The organism is Microbispora sp. NPDC046973 (assembly GCF_040644495.1).
In the GTDB taxonomy this organism is placed as follows: domain Bacteria; phylum Actinomycetota; class Actinomycetes; order Streptosporangiales; family Streptosporangiaceae; genus Microbispora.
In genome coordinates this window covers 288,975-302,479 of the sequence record NZ_JBEYWQ010000006.1, presented here as the reverse complement: position 1 = coordinate 302,479, position 13,505 = coordinate 288,975, and the positions used below count along the sequence as shown (strand labels likewise).

General features: G+C 73.2%; 9 protein-coding genes. 8 read left to right on the top strand and 1 reads right to left on the bottom strand.

From position 1 onward, the window contains the following. Positions 1-49: 49 nt before the first annotated feature. Complete coding sequence (locus ABZ860_RS15355) at positions 50-1,369, bottom strand: ATP-grasp domain-containing protein (protein ID WP_357220211.1); 1,320 nt, start codon at positions 1,367-1,369, stop codon at positions 50-52. A gap of 312 nt (positions 1,370-1,681) precedes the next feature. Here ABZ860_RS15355 and ABZ860_RS15350 point away from each other — a divergent pair, with 312 nt between their 5' ends. The 8 genes from ABZ860_RS15350 to ABZ860_RS15315 all read left to right on the top strand — a co-directional run bounded on the left by ABZ860_RS15350 (position 1,682) and on the right by ABZ860_RS15315 (position 13,211). Further along, positions 1,682-1,990 carry a chorismate mutase family protein gene (locus tag ABZ860_RS15350; protein WP_357220209.1) on the top strand — a complete coding sequence of 103 codons (309 nt, stop codon included), beginning with the start codon at positions 1,682-1,684 and terminating at the stop codon, positions 1,988-1,990. Positions 1,991-2,044: 54 nt separating this feature from the next. Further along, positions 2,045-4,120, top strand: a complete 2,076-nt coding sequence (gene pabB, locus ABZ860_RS15345) for an aminodeoxychorismate synthase component I (protein WP_357220207.1) — start codon at positions 2,045-2,047, stop codon at positions 4,118-4,120. Positions 4,121-4,122: 2 nt separating this feature from the next. Next, the gene (locus ABZ860_RS15340; RefSeq protein ID WP_357220205.1) at positions 4,123-5,109 is read left to right on the top strand and encodes a prephenate dehydrogenase/arogenate dehydrogenase family protein; all 987 of its coding nucleotides are present in this window, start codon (positions 4,123-4,125) and stop codon (positions 5,107-5,109) included. 5 nt (positions 5,110-5,114) lie between these two features. Further along, complete coding sequence (locus ABZ860_RS15335; RefSeq protein WP_357220203.1) at positions 5,115-6,806, top strand: class I adenylate-forming enzyme family protein; 1,692 nt, start codon at positions 5,115-5,117, stop codon at positions 6,804-6,806. Positions 6,807-6,968: 162 nt separating this feature from the next. After that, a complete protein-coding gene (gene aroF / locus ABZ860_RS15330) occupies positions 6,969-8,051 on the top strand; it encodes a 3-deoxy-7-phosphoheptulonate synthase (protein ID WP_357220201.1) in 1,083 nt (360 codons plus the stop codon). A gap of 43 nt (positions 8,052-8,094) precedes the next feature. Then, positions 8,095-10,212, top strand: coding sequence for a molybdopterin-dependent oxidoreductase (locus tag ABZ860_RS15325; RefSeq protein ID WP_357220199.1), 2,118 nt, complete (start codon positions 8,095-8,097; stop codon positions 10,210-10,212). Next, entirely contained in the window at positions 10,209-11,690 is a 1,482-nt protein-coding gene (locus ABZ860_RS15320) for an FAD-dependent oxidoreductase (RefSeq protein WP_357220197.1), read from the top strand. The genes ABZ860_RS15325 and ABZ860_RS15320 overlap by 4 nt, the downstream gene beginning before the upstream one ends. A gap of 27 nt (positions 11,691-11,717) precedes the next feature. Continuing rightward, positions 11,718-13,211 carry an MFS transporter gene (locus ABZ860_RS15315; protein ID WP_357220195.1) on the top strand — a complete coding sequence of 498 codons (1,494 nt, stop codon included), beginning with the start codon at positions 11,718-11,720 and terminating at the stop codon, positions 13,209-13,211. The last annotated feature ends 294 nt before the right edge of the window (positions 13,212-13,505 follow it).

The following is a 13,505-nucleotide window of genomic DNA, read 5'->3' as shown; positions in this document are numbered from 1 at the left end:
GGCGGGAGGCTCATCGCCTCCCGCCGCGCCTCGCACGTCCGGGCAGTCACTACATCCGCGCACCGGCGGCCTCGAGCGTGTGGATCCGCACGGCGTGCCGAACGCGCATCTCGAGTTCGTCCAGCTCGGCCGGGGTGGCCGCGTCGATGAGGAACGTCACGGCCCGGTCGTCTGAGCTGTGCAGCGGCCCGAGCTCGGCGCCCCGGTCCTTGAGCACGAGCACGGCGCGCAGGGTGGGCGGGTCGTCCGGGGCGCCGGGCTCGATCTCGGGCCACAGGCCGCCCTCGCCCACCCACGCCGGCGAGATCCCCGGCCAGTCCACCGTCACGTCGCCGAGCCGCCCGGGCTCGTGCTCCAGGTAGACCTGCCGGGCGTAGCGGCGCGGCGCGGGGTAGGCGGCGGGCTCCCCGAGGGCGATACGGATGATCTCCGGCTCCATCGGGGCGCCGGTCGCGAGCGAGTAGAGGATCGACAGGCCGTCGCCGGGAGTGCGCGCGGCCACCTCCATCAGGTAGGTCCGGCCCGCGTCGTCCACCCGCCACTCGGCGTGCGCGATGCCGTCGGCGAAGGCCAGCCGTTCGAGCATGCGCTGGTTGGCGTCGAGGATGATCCCGTTCACGCCCTCCAGCTCGTTCGGCACGGAGTGGGACAGCTCGACGAAGGTGCGGGTGCCCGACTCGGTCGTCTCCTTGCGGGTCACCGAGGCGAAGACGACCCGGCCATCCTGCACCAGGCTCTCCACGGAGAACTCCTGGCCGGTCACCTTCTCCTCCACCAGCACCGTCTCGTGCGGCAGGTACGCGTCGAGCTGGGCGCGCAGCTCGGCCGGGTCGCGCACGGTCTCCACGCCCGAGCTGGAGTGCCGGCTCGCGGGCTTGACCACGGCGGGGAACGACACGCCGGCGGCGGTGAACGTCGCGCGCGCGGCCGGGGGGACGACCACCGAGGCCGGGCTGAACTCCGGCAGGTACCACCGCTGGAGGTACTTGCTGCGGCAGGCGCGGGTGGCCCGCAGGCCGGGGGAGGGCAGCCCCAGGGCGTCGGCGAGCAGGCCGGTCGGCTCGACCAGCGTCTCGCCCACCGCGTAGACGCCGGCGATGTCGTAGCGGTCCCGCCACTCCCGCACGCCGGAGATCACGCCCGCGGTGAACGAGTTGTCCGTGTTGACGTCGCCGTCGGTGAAGGCGATCTCCTCGATGACCGAGGCCGGGTGCTCGGGGTCGCGCATCTGGGCCAGAGCCTGCTCCCGCCAGGAGGCCGGCGTGACCACGAGGATCCGCAGCCCCCGGCGGGACAGTTCGCGCAGATAAAGAGGGGCCCGGCAGATCACCAGGAATGATCCGGTAAGTACGAATGCTCGTGGTTTCACTTTCGTCACCGCCGTTTCTCGCACGTGCTCACAGGCACTTCGCGAAGGGAGATTAGTTCCGCCATTTTCGGACGGTCAATGAAATTTCCCGATCATTCGGGATGAGCCGTTTCCCGATAGGGGTGAACCGGGGTCGCCGGCTGCCCCCCGCCCCCGCGGCCTCGGGGGCTCCGAGAAGTCCGAGGTCATCCCGGATTGTCCGGCTGTGCTGTGGGGCCGTTAGGGGTTGTGAGAAATGTGCGCCGGATCGAATCCTGAATTAGCCCGACAGGGCCGGAACATCCGTGCACCCCCGATTGGAGGGCTGTTCACATGGCTGGCAACGGCGCCGGAGAAGACGGTCTGGAGACGCTGCGGGCCTCGCTCGACCGTATCGACGAGTCGCTGCTCGACACACTGCGCAGGCGCATCGAGTGCTGCGTGGAAATCGCGCATTACAAGCGAGAGCACAACGTCCCGATGATGCAGCCCCACCGCATCGGCATCGTGCAGCGGCGGGCCGCCCGATACGCGCAGGACCACGGAATCGACCCCGACTTCCTGCGCCGTCTCTACGAACTCGTCATCGCGGAGACCTGCAGGGTCGAGGACCTGGTGATCGGCGATGTCGCCGCTCGGTGAACGCGGCGCCGGCGGCTCACCGGCTATTCCGACACGGCTTGGAGGAACCCCGGAATGAGAACGATCCTGATCGACAACTACGACTCGTTCACCTACAACCTCTACCAGCTCCTCGGTGAGGTGAACGGGCAGCCGCCGGTCGTGGTGCGCAACGACGCCGACTGGTCCCAGGTGCCTATCCACGAGTTCGACAGCGTCGTGATCTCCCCTGGTCCCGGCCGGCCCGAGCGGGCCCGCGACTTCGGCGTGAGCGCGCGGGCCATCCGCGAGAGCGGGCTGCCCGTGCTCGGCGTCTGCCTCGGCCACCAGGGCATCTGCCATCTGTTCGGCGGAACCGTCACCCACGCGCCGCAGCCGATGCACGGCCGCGTCTCGCAGGTGCGCCACACCGGCGCCGACATCTTCGCCGGTCTGCCCTCGCCGTTCTCGGTCGTGCGCTACCACTCGCTGGCCGCGACCGACCTGCCGGACGAGCTGGAGGCCGTGGCCTGGACCGACGACGGCGTGGTCATGGGGGTCCGGCACCGCACCGAGCCCATCTGGGGCGTGCAGTTCCACCCCGAGTCGATCAGCAGCGAGCACGGCCGCGAGCTGCTGGCCAACTTCCGCGACCTCGCGCTGGCCCACCGCCGGGCCAGGGAGGAGAAGGCCGCCGCCGCCCGCTCGCCCTACCGGGTGCACGTGCGCAGGCTGCCGCTGCTGCCCGACGCGGAGACCGCCTACCGGGAGCTGTTCGCGGGCAAGGAGCACGGCTTCTGGCTCGACAGCAGCTCGGTGATCGAGGGCCTGTCGCGCTTCTCGTTCATGGGCGACGGCTCCGGGCCGCTCGCCGAGTACGTCACCTACCGGGTGGCCGAGGAAACGGTCACCGTACAGCGGGCCGACGGGTCGCGGCAGCGCGTCGAGCAGCCGTTCTTCGAGTACCTGGACGAGCGGCTGCGCGAGCGCGCCGTGCCGGCGCCCGAGGGCCTGCCGTTCGACTTCAACCTCGGGTACGTCGGCTACCTGGGCTACGAGCTCAAGGCGGAGGCGGGCGGCCAGGCCGCGCACCAGGCCGAGGAGCCCGACGCGGCGCTGCTGTTCGCCGACCGGATGCTCGTGCTCGACGACGTGGAGGGCGTCTGCTACCTGCTCGCGCTGACGACGAACGCGGACGGGGACACGGACGGCGGCGCGATCGCCTGGCTGGACGAGACCGCGGCGCGGCTGTTCTCGCTGCCCAGGCACGAGCCGGCCGAGCCGGCCGCGTTCACGGGGGTCGGCATGACCGACCCGGCGATCGCCGGCGCGGTGGAGATGCGGCACGACAAGCAGGGCTACCTCAGCCGGATCGGCGAGTGCCTGGAGGAGATCTACCACGGCGAGTCCTACGAGATCTGCCTCACCAACGCCGTCACCGTCCGCGCCGAGATCGACCCGCTGCGGACCTACAGCCACCTGCGGAAGATCAGCCCCGTGCCGTACGGCGCGCTGCTCGACTTCCCCGACGTCGCGGTGCTCAGCGCCTCGCCCGAGCGGTTCATGACGATCGGCCCCGACCGGGTCGCCGAGTCCAAGCCGATCAAGGGCACCCGGCCGCGCGGCGCGACGCCCGAGGAGGACGAGGCGCTCCGCCACGACCTGCTCAGCCGCGAGAAGGACCGCGCCGAGAACCTCATGATCGTCGACTTGATCCGCAACGACCTGAACACGGTCTGCGAGGTCGGGTCGGTGCACGTGCCCCGGCTCTTCCACGTCGAGACGTACGCGCCGGTGCACCAGCTCGTCTCCACGATCCGCGGCACGCTGCGGCCGGAGGAGTCGGTGGTGAGCTGTGTGCGGGCCGCCTTCCCCGGCGGGTCGATGACCGGCGCTCCCAAGATCCGCACGATGGAGATCATCGACCGCCTGGAGGAAGGCCCGCGCGGCGCCTACTCCGGCGCGCTCGGCTGGTTCTCCCTGAGCGGCGCCACCGACCTCAGCATCATCATCCGCACCCTCGTCGCCACCCGGGACCGGGTCAGCTTCGGCGTCGGCGGCGCGATCGTGGCCCTCTCGGACGCCGAGGAGGAGTTCGAGGAGACGGTCGTCAAGTCCCGCGCCATGATCACCGCGGTGCTGGCCACCGCGGCCCAGACCGTGGGGGCCTGACGATGATTCGCGGGGACCACACGACGGACCTGCTGCGGCGCTGCGTCGTCGTCGGCGGCGCGGGCGCCGTGGGCCGCCTGTTCGCCGAGCACCTGCTGGGGTCCGGCGCCGAAGTGCTCGTCGTCGACCCCGGCGCCGGGATGGCCCCCGCAGGCGAGGCGAGGTTCCTGCGTGGCGACATCACCGACATCGGGCCCGATCTCGCCGCGGAGATCGGGCGGGCCGACCTGGTCCTGCTCGCGGTGCCCGAGCAGGTGGCGCTGGCGGCGGTGAAGCAGGTGGCCGCGGCGATGCGGCCGGGCGCGCTGCTCGCCGACACGCTCTCGGTCAAGGGCCCGATCGCCGACGAGATCCTGGCCCACGCCGGGGGGGTCGAGGCGGCCGGTCTCAACCCGATGTTCGCCCCGTCGCTCGGCTTCGCCGGACGGCCGGTCGCCGCCGTCGTGGTCCACGACGGTCCCCGCGTGGGGGCGCTGCTGCGGCTGGTCGAGAGCTGGGGCGGCCGTGCCGTACGGCTCGGCGCGCACGAGCACGACCGGCTGGCCGCGGCGACGCAGGCGCTCACCCACGCGGCGGTGCTGTCGTTCGGGCTCGCGCTGGCCCGCCTCGGCGTCGGCGTCGCGGAACTGGCCGCGGTCGCCCCGCCGCCGCACGCCACGATGCTCGCGCTGCTGGCCCGGATCGCCTCGGGCACCCCGGAGGTCTACTGGGACGTCCAGTCGGCCAACCCGCAGGCCGCCGCCGCCCGCGCGGCGCTGGCCGAAGGCGTACGCACACTCGCCGGCCTCCTCGACGGCCGGGCGGACGGAGAGGCGGAGTTCGCGGCGGCCCTGGACGGGCTGCGCGACCTCCTCGGCTCCGATCTCGGCTTCTACCGCGACACCTGCGCCGAGATGTTCGGCGCGCTGCGGCCCTACGAGCACCGCCCGACCCCCTACGAGCCCGGCCCCTCCACGAGCACGTCATCTCCCGTCCCTACTGAAAGGTGAGACCGATGACCATCTCCATCTCCCACGAGACCGTCCTCACGCCGGAGCAGCGCGCCAGGTTCGCCGCGGACCCGGACCTCGGCGGCGGCAACCTGCTGACGAAGGCCATCGAGGCCAACCCGCACCCCGAGCTGCCGTTCATCCACCTGGGCAGGCCGCTGACCAACACCAAGGGCGAGAAGCAGACCGAGTTCAGCCTGCTGGACCTGGATGAGCTGGCCCAGAGCTGGTCGGTGTGGTACCTCCGCCAGGGCGTGCGGCCCCGCGACCGCGTGGCCATCTACCTGGAGGACTCCTTCGCCTACTCCCTGCACTTCTACGCGCTGGCCCAGATCGGCGCGGTGGCGGTGCTGGTGAACAGCAAGGCGTCGCGCTACATCGCCACCGAGCTGTGCCGCCAGACCAACCCGGTCGGCATGTACACCGACCTCGCCCATCTGGAGATCCTGGGCGAGGAGTTCCACCTGCTGCCCGGCCTGCGGTGGACGCAGGTGGCCGAGGAGCTGCCCGCGCCCCCGCCCGCCGTGCTGCCGCAGGAGGCCCGCTTCCGCCACGTCGGCGAGGACCCGGTCTCGATCCTGCACTCCTCCGGCACCACCGGGCGGCCCAAGCCGGTCATCCAGACCCACCGCTCGTGCGTGGCCGGGCCGCGCTTCCGCCTCGTGGACCACCACGAGCAGCCGGGCGCCGTGATGATGACCGCGCTGCCGCAGTCGCACCTCGGCTGCATCGCCTACACGACGTACGCCGTGCTGGGCGGCACGCCGATCGTGCCCTGGTTCGACACCAGCGGCCCCGAGCTGGCCAAGGCCGTCGAGAAGTACCGCCCCACGACCGTCATGGCCTTCGGCCACGCGTACGCCGAGCTGGCGGGCGCGGACCTGCCGGCCGGGGCGATCGACTCCGTCAACGTCTGGATCTCCATCGGCGACGCGGTCCACGAGAAGCACATCAAGGGAATTCTGGCCATGCGCGACCCGTCGCTGCCGCCGGCCGCGTTCTTCGACCGCCTCGGCACCACCGAGCTGGGCTGGGGCGTGCTGCTGAAGGTCCGCACGCTGGCCGACGAGCGCAACGACCGGTGCGTGGGCAAGCCGGTCGGCGTCGCCGAGGTCGCCGTGCTGCGCAGGGACGGCACGATCGCCGACGTCAACGAGGTCGGGCTGCTCGGCGCGAAGGGCCCGGCGATCACCGCCGGATACTGGAGCGACTCCGACACCACCTACCGCAGCAAGCTGTCGGGCTACTGGCTGACCGGCGACATGGCCTACCGCGACGAGGCGGGCAACTACTTCCAGGTCGACCGGGCGGTGGACGCGATCGAGACCCCGACCGGCACCGGCTACTCGGTCTTCATGGAGGAGCTGCTGCTCAACGACCTGCCCGAGGTCCTCGACTGCGCCGTGGTCGCGGGCATCCACCGCGGCCGCACGGTCCCGGTGGCGGTCGTGACGTCCAGCGCCGCCAGACCGGACGCGCAGAAGCTGCTCAACGAGGCGAACGAGAGGCTGAAGGCCGCCGGCCACCCCGAGCTGACCATGCTGGAGGTCGCGCGCAACGAGGAGGACTTCCCGGTCGGCGTCACCGGCAAGGTCCTCAAGCGCCGGCTGCGGGAGAAGTACAGCTCGCTGTCCACCTACATCCGGGAGAACAGCGGCAGGCAGCTCGGCACGATCCTCACCGACGTCTTCGTCTGATCCCGCCCGGCCGACGCCCCCCGATTCCCGCGATCCGCACGCGGATCAACGGCGATCCGCACCCGATCCGCGCCGCCGGGCCGGAGGTTCCCCCCCAGGCCCGGCCCGGCGGCGCACACGCAGACGCACTCCGACCCGACCACACGGATGTGGAGAACTCCCATGACTGACGCCGAGCTGTTGCTGGTGTTCGACTCGACGATCGATCCATCCGGCATCGACGGGTGGGCCCAGCACTTCGACTCCACCGGCACCACGGCCACGACGTACCGTCTGGGCGGGGCGGACGTGATGGTGGCCCAGGGGCCCGGCACGCTGCTGCCCCTCCCGGCCGACCTGCCCCGGCCCCGGCAGACGGCACGGGCGAGCGGCGGCTTCCGGCTCGGCCGGCGCGAGCTGTTCCCCTCGGGCACGGCCGTGACCATCGGCTCCGCCGTGGTCGGGGACGGGGACATCGCCGTCTTCGCCGGGCCCTGCGCCGTCGAGAACCCCGGGCAGATGATGTCCACGGCCGGCGCCGTCGCCCGGCACGGCGCGGTCGGCCTGCGCGGCGGCGCGTTCAAGCCGCGCACCACGCCGTACTCCTTCCAGGGCCTCAAGTGGGCGGGCCTGGACCTGCTGGTGCAGGCCAGGGAGGAGACCGGCCTGCCGATCCTCACCGAGGTGGTCGATCCCCGGCACGTGGACCGGATGGCCGAGGTGATCGACGGCTTCCAGATCGGCACCCGCAACATGCAGAACTTCGAGCTGCTGACCGAGGTGGGCCGCAGCGGCATGCCGGTCGTGCTCAAGCGCGGCTTCGGCTGCACGGTCGACGAGCTGCTCACCGCCGCCGAGTACATCCTCGCCGAGGGCAACGACCAGCTCGTGCTGTGCGAGCGGGGAATCCGGACGTTCGAGGGCGCCACCCGCTTCACGCTCGACCTGTCGGCGGTGGCGCTGCTCAAGCGGCGCACCCACCTGCCGGTGATGGTCGACCCCAGCCACTCGCTCGGCATCCCCGAGCTCATCGAGCCGCTCACGCTGGCCGCCGTCGCGGCGGGCGCGGACGCCCTGCTGATCGACGTGCACGTCCAGCCCGAGCAGGCGCTGTGCGACGGCAAGCAGGCGCTGCTCCCCGAGGACTTCGCCCGGCTGATGAGCCGCCTGGAGATGCTCGCGCTCGGCGTCGGCCGCCGGCTGGCCCCGGCCCCGGCCGCCGACTACTCCGAGATCCACGACGCCCTCACCCCCGACGTCGTCTAAACCGGCCCGGCTGCGTACGAGTGCCGGTCGAGGAGGTGGAGCGATGCGCGCGGCGACGAGCACGCGCCCGGCGGACGCCGCTGTCGGTGCCGTCGACACTCACTGCCCGTACTGCGCGTTGCAGTGCGGCATGACCCTCAGCCCGGCGGGCCGCGCCTCGGTGCGGGTGCGGCCCCGCGACCCGTCCGCCGGCGGGCTGTGCCAGAAGGGCTGGACCGCCGCGGCCCTGCTCGGCTCGCCGGCCCGGCTCACCACACCGCTCGTCCGGGACGGCGGGACCCTGCGCCCGGCGAGCTGGGACGAGGCCCTCGGCCTCGTCGCCCGCAGGATCAAGGAGATCGCCGCGCAGCGCGGGCCGGACGCCGTCGCGGTCTTCGGCGGCGGCGGGCTCACCAACGAGAAGGCGTACCTGCTCGGCAAGTTCGCCCGGGTGGCGCTCGGCACCTCCCAGATCGACTACAACGGCAGGTTCTGCATGTCGTCGGCCGCCGCCGCGGCGCACCGCGCCTTCGGCCTCGACCGGGGGCTGCCGTTCCCCCTGGCCGACCTGGAGGGCGCGGACGCGGTGCTGCTCGCCGGGGCCAACCCGGCCGAGACCATGCCGCCGTTCCTGTCCCACCTGCGCCGCGCCATGGACGCCGGAGGGCTGATCGTGGTCGATCCCCGGCGCACCCCCACGGCCGAGCGCGCGGCGCTGCACCTCGCGCCGGCCCCGGGCACCGACCTCGCGCTGGCGCTCGGCATCCTCCACGCCGCCGTGGCCGACGGCCGCCTCGACCACGCGTACGTCGAGGGCCGCACGACGGGCTTCGAGGAGACCTGGCGGGTAACCGCCGCCTGGTGGCCCGAGCGGGCCGAGCGAGTGACCGGCGTCGCCGCCGCCGACCAGCGCAGGGCCGCCGCGATCCTGGCCGAGGCCGCGAGCGCCTACGTGCTGACCGCCAGGGGGGCGGAGCAGCACGCGACGGGTGTGGACACGGTCGGGGCCTGGATCAACCTGGCGCTCGCGCTGGGCCTGCCCGGCCGCCGCGGTTCGGGCTGGGGCTGCCTGACCGGCCAGGGCAACGGGCAGGGCGGGCGCGAGCACGGGCAGAAGGCCGACCAGTTGCCCGGCTACCGGCGGATCGACGACCCCGCGGCCCGCGCGCACGTGGCGCGGGTGTGGGGGATCGAGCCGTCCGCGCTGCCCGGCCCGGGCCGGTCGGCGTTCGAACTGCTCGACGCGCTCGGCACCTCCGGCGGCCCGTCCGCGCTGCTGGTCTTCGGCAGCAACCCGGTCGTGTCGGCGCCGCATTCGGCCCGGGTGGCCGACCGGCTGGCCGCGCTCGACCTTCTCGTGGTCGCCGACATCGTGCTGTCGGAGACCGCCAGGGCCGCCGACGTGGTGCTGCCGATCACGCAGTGGGCCGAGGAGGACGGCACGCTGACCAACCTCGAAGGGCGCGTGCTGCTGCGCCGCCGCGCGCTGTCCCCGCCGCCCGGGGTGCGCACCGACCTGCAGGTCCTGCACGACCTGGCCGTGCGGCTCGGCCAGCCGCCCGAGCGCTTCCCCACCGACCCCGAGACGGTCTTCACCGAGCTGCGGGCGGCGTCGGAGGGCGGCCCCGCCGACTATTCGGGCGTCACCTGGGACCGGCTGCGGGCCGGGGAGCGGCTCCATTGGCCCGTTCCCCGCCAGCCGGGACATCAGGGGACGCCGCGGCTGTTCCTGGACCGGTTCGCTCACCCCGACGGACGGGCCAGGTTCGCCGCCGTGGACCACAAAGGGCCGGCCGAGCCGCCGGACGAGGAGTTTCCCCTGTACGCCGTCACCGGCCGGGTGCTCCAGCACTACCAGTCGGGCGCGCAGACCCGCCGGGTGGAGGAACTGCGCGCGGCCGTGCCCGAGGCGTACGTCGAGGTGCATCCGGACACCGCCCACCGGGCGGGGCTGAGCGACGGCGCGGCGGCGTCGGTCGCCGGCAGGCGCGGACGGGTCGTCGCGACGGTGCGCTGCGTGCCGTCGATGCGGCCCGACGTGGTCTTCCTGCCGTTCCACTTCCCGGGCGCCCAGCGCGCCAACCTCGTGACGAATCCGGCGCTCGATCCCGTCAGCCGGATGCCCGAATTCAAGGTCTGCGCCGTACGGCTGTCGCCGGCGGGGGAACGGGAGGCGCAGTGAAAACCACGGTCGTGATCGCCGGCTACGGCATGGCCGGCGCCCGGCTGGCGGAGGAGATCCGCCGCCGGGACCCGGCGGGGGAGCGCGTCGCGATCGTCGCGATCGGCGACGAGCCGCACCTGCCGTACAACCGGGTCCTGCTGTCGAACGTGCTGGCGGGCGCGATGCCCGCCGAGTCGGTGCGGCTGCAGGAGGAGGGCTGGGCCGCCGCGCACGGCGTCGAGGTGCGGCGGGGCCGCGAGGTCGTCTCGATCGACCGTGCCGGGCGCGGCGTCACGCTCGACGACGGCACACGGGTCGGCTACGACGTGCTCGTGCTGGCCACCGGCGCCCGTGCGTGGGTGCCGCCCGTGGAGGGGCTGACCGATGACGACGGCGGTCTCACCCCCGGTGTGGCGACGTTCCGCACGCTGGACGACTGCGCCGCGATCGCGGCCGGGGCGCGCGGCGGCGCGCGGGTGGCCGTGCTCGGCGGCGGCCTGCTCGGCCTGGAGGCGGCCAGGGGCCTGGCGGCGCGCGGCAACGCGGTCACCGTCGTCCACCCGAGGAGCCACCTGATGGAGCGCCAGCTCGACCGCGACGCGGGCCAGGTGCTCGCCCAGGTCATGCGCGGCCTCGGCGTGCGGGTGCTGCTGAACTCGCGGGCGGCCCGCTACCTGCCCGGCGACGGGCTGAAGCTGGACGACGGGCGGCTGGTCGAGGCCGACCTCGTCGTCGTGGCGGCGGGGGTGCGCCCGCAGACCGCGCAGGCGTCGGCCGCCGGGCTCGCTGTCGACGGCGGCGTGCTGGTGGACGACGACCTGCGCACGAGCGACCCGCTGATCCACGCGATCGGCGACTGCGCCCGCCATCCCGGCACGGTCACCGGCCTGGTGCAGCCCGCCTGGGAGCAGGCCACCGCGCTGGCCGCGCTGCTCACCGGCACGCGGTCGCCGTACCGCGGCACGAAGGTGGTGACCCGGCTCAAGGCGAGCGGGGTGGACCTGGCCGCGCTCGGCGACGTGCACGCCGCGCCGGACGACCCGCGCGCCGAGGTGCTGTGGCTGAGCGAGCCGGCCCGGGGCCGCTACGCCAAGCTCGTCGTCCGCGACGAGCGGGTCGCGGGGGCCATCGCGCTCGGCGTGCCCGACGCCGCCGCCACGATCACCCAGTTCTACGACCGCGGCCTGCCCGTGCCGCCCGACCGGCTCGCGCTGCTGCTCGGCCGGGCCATGCCGTACGGCGAGGGCGCGGCGCCCGGCGGGACGAACGCGGCGGCGCTGCCCGGGACGAGCGTGGTGTGCCGCTGCAACGCGGTCAGCAAGGACAGGCTGGTCGCCGCGTGGCGGTCCGGAGCCCGCGACCTGACCGCCCTCGCCTCGGCCACCCGGGCGACCACGGGCTGCGGCACCTGCGCCGACACGGTGTGCGGCATCGCCCGCTGGCTCGCCCAGGCGGACAAGGAAGACGCCGCCGGGGTGGCGCGCGCCCAGTTCTGAGACCCCCACGCCCACGAGGAGTTGCTCATGACTCGCAGGACGGCGGCCGCCCGGCGCGGCCGCGGATGGATCGAACACTGGAACCCGGAGGACGAGGAGTTCTGGGAGACCACGGGCCGCCGGGTGGCCCGGCGCAACCTGATCCTGTCGGTCTTCACCGAGCACCTGGGCTTCGCGATCTGGGTGCTGTGGTCGGTGGTGGTGCTGAGCCTGCCCGCCGCCGGGCTGCCGATGAGCGTGTCGGAGTCGTTCTGGCTCGTCTCCGCGCCCAACCTGGTGGGCGCGGCGATCCGGATCCCGTACACGTTCGCGGTGCCGCGCTTCGGCGGCCGGGTGTGGACGACGATCTCGGCGGGGCTGTTGCTGGTCCCGTCCTCGCTGCTGGCGTTCGTGGTGCCGAGCGGCTGGCTGGCCGCGCAGGACCACGACACGAGGTTCTGGGTCCTGCTCGCCTGCGCCGCCGTGGCGGGCGTCGGCGGCGGCAACTTCTCCTCCTCGATGGCGAACATCTCGTTCTTCTATCCGGAGCGGCGCAAGGGCTTCGCGCTCGGCCTCAACGCGGCCGGCGGCAACCTCGGCGTCGCGGTCGTCCAGCTCCTGGTGCCGCTGGTGGTCGTCGCCGGGGTGCCCGTGGTGGCGTCGGGCACGCGGGTCCATCTCGCGTACGCCGGCCTGGTCTGGATGCCGTTCATCGTGGTGGCGGGGATCGGCGCCTGGCTGTTCATGGACAGCCTCGCCGAGGCCAAGGCCGACCCCCGGTCGTACGCCGCGGCGCTGCGGCACGGGCAGACCTGGATCGTGTCGCTGCTCTACGTCGGCACGTTCGGCTCGTTCATCGGGTTCTCCTTCGCGCTGCCGCTGGTGACCAGGACGACGTTCCCCGAGTTCCTCGCCCAGCACCCGTTCGTGCGCGACTACCTCGCCGGGCTCGGCTTCGTGGGAGCGCTGGCCGGGTCGATCGCCCGGCCGCTCGGAGGCCGGCTGTCCGACCGGTACGGCGGGGCCCGGGTGACCCTGGCCGTCTTCGCCGGGATGGTCGTGGCGACGGTCGCGGCGGCGGCCGGGGTGATCCGTCACGACTTCGGCCTGTTCTTCTGCGCCTACCTGGTCGTCTTCGCCTGCTCCGGCGTGGGCAACGGCTCGACGTATCGGATGATCCCGGTGATCTTCGGCGAGCTGGGGCGCAGGGAGGCGGCCGGGCGCGGCCTCGACCCGGCGCTGACCGCGAAGGACTACAAGCGCAGGGCCGCGGCCGTGATCGGCATCGCCGGGGCGATCGGCGCGTTCGGCGGGTTCCTGATCCAGCAGGTGTTCCGCCTGGCGAGCCTCGACGCGGCGAACGCGATGAAGGGCATGACCGGCGCCGCGGCGGCCCGGGTCGCCCAGGAGCACGCGGGCTGGTCGCTGCCCGCGCTGTGGATCTTCGTCGGGTCCTACGTGCTGCTCGCCGGGCTCACCTGGTGGACCTACCTGCGGCGCGGGCCGAGCCGTGCGCCGAGCTTCGCCTACGCCCAGGTGTGAATTTTCGTAGCACTCCGGCGTAACCAAAGTTGTAGGCCGTCTGCCCCTTCCGTCATCCGGCCTGGTCATTAGGGTGCGCGGCCGTTGTGGCGGCCCGATGTGCGTGCCAGCGTGCTGGTCAGAGGGCCCGGCGAAACGGCTCGTACGGGATTTGGAGGGATTTCGATGGCACGTCGCATCCGCGTGAGCAAGCCCACCAGGAAGCCCCAGTCGAACTCGCCCGACCTCCGCACGCCGTCGGGCCGCGAGCTGCCCTACTGACCGAGACCCACACACAGCACGACAGCCGCTTCC

Excerpts from the sequence above, each read along its gene's own strand:
- ABZ860_RS15350 (WP_357220209.1), top strand. The coding sequence starts at position 1,682 with ATGGCTGGCAACGGCGCCGGAGAAGACGGTCTGGAGACGCTGCGGGCC.
- ABZ860_RS15340 (WP_357220205.1), top strand. The coding sequence starts at position 4,123 with ATGATTCGCGGGGACCACACGACGGACCTGCTGCGGCGCTGCGTCGTC.
- aroF (WP_357220201.1), top strand. The coding sequence starts at position 6,969 with ATGACTGACGCCGAGCTGTTGCTGGTGTTCGACTCGACGATCGATCCA.
- ABZ860_RS15315 (WP_357220195.1), top strand. The coding sequence starts at position 11,718 with ATGACTCGCAGGACGGCGGCCGCCCGGCGCGGCCGCGGATGGATCGAA.
- ABZ860_RS15335 (WP_357220203.1), top strand. The coding sequence starts at position 5,115 with ATGACCATCTCCATCTCCCACGAGACCGTCCTCACGCCGGAGCAGCGC.
- ABZ860_RS15325 (WP_357220199.1), top strand. The coding sequence starts at position 8,095 with ATGCGCGCGGCGACGAGCACGCGCCCGGCGGACGCCGCTGTCGGTGCC.
- pabB (WP_357220207.1), top strand. The coding sequence starts at position 2,045 with ATGAGAACGATCCTGATCGACAACTACGACTCGTTCACCTACAACCTC.